The 2696-nt window shown below is 60.8% G+C and carries 2 protein-coding genes and 1 pseudogene; 1 reads left to right on the top strand and 2 read right to left on the bottom strand.

The window, feature by feature from the left end; translation table 11 throughout:
- Positions 1-206: pseudogene (locus tag J1M64_RS19100) on the top strand (apolipoprotein N-acyltransferase); the annotation flags it as partial.
- A 158-nt stretch (positions 207-364) separates the two neighbouring features.
- Here the strand turns inward: J1M64_RS19100 and J1M64_RS19095 are convergent.
- Both J1M64_RS19095 and J1M64_RS19090 read right to left on the bottom strand, forming a co-directional pair.
- The gene (locus J1M64_RS19095; protein WP_227022437.1) at positions 365-1333 is read right to left on the bottom strand and encodes an SURF1 family protein; all 969 of its coding nucleotides are present in this window, start codon (positions 1331-1333) and stop codon (positions 365-367) included.
- A 195-nt stretch (positions 1334-1528) separates the two neighbouring features.
- Entirely contained in the window at positions 1529-2272 is a 744-nt protein-coding gene (locus tag J1M64_RS19090; RefSeq protein WP_206475223.1) for a M23 family metallopeptidase, read from the bottom strand.
- Positions 2273-2696 lie beyond the last annotated feature (424 nt).

Raw genomic sequence — 2696 nt, 5'->3', positions numbered from 1 at the left:
GTGTCAGCGCGATTATCGCGGCGAATGGCGATGTCCTCGAGCAGACCGAAATGTTCACTGCCGATGCCCTCGTCGCACAGGTCCCGCTCAATACCGAGTTCACACTTGCCACCCGATTACGTTCAATTCCTGAACTCATCATCACGGTCACCGCAGTATTCGCGATGCTGGTGGGGTGGATTGCTAGCCGCCGTCGGCGGGGCTGAGATCCCCGGCCATGAGTGCGCGCCGATATCGGGAGCGGACCCGTCGTCGGCCGGGCCGGCTGCAGGCGCTCAACGTGAGCATGTCGGGCAGGGCGCCGAGGGCGAGAAATTGATGAGCTCCCGCGAGGTAAGGGCGAGAGCCAGCTCGAGGATTGGACTCAGTAATCGAGCCTATTTCTCGGACGTAGACGCCGTCGGCGTTCAGCCTCAAATCTGGTGCCGTAGCGATCACGAACGGTCATCGTTACGAGGCGGTCATGGGCCACTGCCTCCGTGGCCGCATCCACCTCAGCAATATGACCGGATACGACATCAGGATCGATATCCCTGTCACCAGGTCCCACAGCACCGTCGCCTAGGCTGCCTTGCTCGTCGTTGCCCTGGCTACGTTGGCGGCGCCGCTCCCGGATTTCACTCCACAGAAAGTAGCCAAGCCCAATTGGCGCTAGAACTCCGAATGCAAGCCATTGAAGCCCATAGGACAGGTACGAACCCGCCTCGACTTCCGGTATCGGAGTTGGCTCGAGTGATCCTGGTTGACCTCCGGGGAGCTGGAGATGATAGCCAGCAAGATCGAGATCCAGAACCCGACCGATCGTCGAGGTTTCAATGGAGCGCACCATGTGACGATCGTGCAGAACTATCGGTTCGGCCGGGGTGTCGGTGGGCATTCTGAGCCTGGCGGTGATGGTCACTGGATCGGCTACCGCGGCCGGGTAGGTCGGCACCGTGTTGTTCTCGCCAACGCGAACCCATCCACGATTAATAAGCAGATCATCGCCGCCCTCGGTCCGAAATGCGGTGAGAACTTGGTAAACCTGTTCCCCGTCGACAGCTTGCTGCCGCAAGAGCACTTCGTCTTCGGGCAGATAGCGACCGGTTACTGTGACCCGATGCCACTCGGATTCGTCCAACGGCGCGTCCCGCGCCGTCAATTCCGTCAACGGCACTGGATCGGCTTCGACGCTGTGAAGAAGTTGGGAATTGCGCGTCTTCAAATCCTCGTTCTTGCCTAACTGCCATGGCGCCAACAGTGTGAAGCACGTATAGACGAACAGTGCGACGGCGATGAAGGAAATCAACCACCCCGGCGTCATCACGCGAAAGACCCTCTGCACGCCGTTCACGGTAGGCGTGATGGCAAGACGGTCGGCATCGGGGCCCTCCTGTCGGCACCAGCTCCGGCGATCATTAATCGTGCCCGCCTCCCGCCACTGTCGGCAGGGATGGTTCCGATCCGGCGAGATCAGCGTGTTGCGTGCCGAATTGTGGCATCCGGGCCTGGATCGGAAGTGTCGAGCAGCAGGTCGTTGTCTACGTCCTCAGATGACGACGCCGTTCGCGGCCAACCATGACACCGAGTCGATCCACTGGCCGGCGGGATTCTGTACGCCGAAGTGCACATGCGGACCAGTCGAGTAGCCACGGTTACCGACTTCACCGATCACCTGGCCGGCGGTGACCTGCTGGCCTTCGGTGACGTAGTTGGCATTGTTGTGGCCATACTCCAAGAGATAGCCGTCATCGGTCTTGATGCGAATCCATAACCCATAACCGGAAGCGGGGCCGGAGGCCACGACCGTGCCGGACTTGGCTGCATACAAGGGTGTGCCGATCGGCGCAGCGATGTCGGTGCCATTGTGGTTAGCGCCCCACCGCGAGCCGAAGCCAGAGGTGATCGTTCCATCAGTCGGCCTGTGAGCTTGGCTGGCGACCGAAAACGCCGAAGACGACGACTGAGCAGTATCGAATCCGAGCGCCTGGCTCAGCCCGGGGGCCTGACTTGCATACTGGCGGACCGCGTCAGCTCCGATGCCATAGCGGGCGGCAGCCTCTTCGACCATCTGTCCGACGTGCTCGGGATCAGACGATTGGGCAGCGGCCGCAGGGGCGACACTAAGCGCCGCGCCACCGGCGATTGCGGCGCCAGCCAGCGTGGTGGCGGCGATCCGGCCCACTCCCCTGGATCGGTTGGCGCGATGACGCCCACCAGCAGAGATGCGGTGGCCCACACCAAGCGAGTCCATGAGATCGGCGAACGGAACGCTCTTGGAGGAGCTCGACATGATTGATTCCTTCAACTTAAGCGATGGTCGCAGCTTCATACCGACGACCACTGGAGACTCCCGAAAAGGTAACAGTTGCATATCGTCCTGTCACGGAGAGTTTCCTGAGAATCCAGAAATCAGCAGTTCATACGCCATTTGTTATTCATCTACGGCATCGCCCGACCGTTACCCCGGCGTGATTTTTGGTTCGAACGCGGGCCGGCCGGAGCCACCCCGCAATCGTCCCGGGTGACTAAACCGCGATCAACGCAAGCAGGATCAAGGTCCTTACTCCTGCCCCCTCCTCGTACCCGCCGCACGTGTGATGTCGATCGCTGCTGCCGCAGACTCATCGGGACAGTCGGTCTCCACCTGCACAGTAGAAAAGAAGAAGCCGTACCGATCCTGAAGCAAGTTGGAGGCGGATTGGAGAACGATGGGC

This window comes from Dietzia sp. KRD202 (assembly GCF_017168155.1).
GTDB lineage: Bacteria > Actinomycetota > Actinomycetes > Mycobacteriales > Mycobacteriaceae > Dietzia > Dietzia kunjamensis.
Note: the sequence above shows the minus strand (reverse complement) of the source record. Positions and strands in the feature narration are given on the sequence as shown.

Excerpts from the sequence above, each read along its gene's own strand:
- J1M64_RS19090 (WP_206475223.1), bottom strand. The coding sequence starts at position 2,272 with ATGTCGAGCTCCTCCAAGAGCGTTCCGTTCGCCGATCTCATGGACTCG.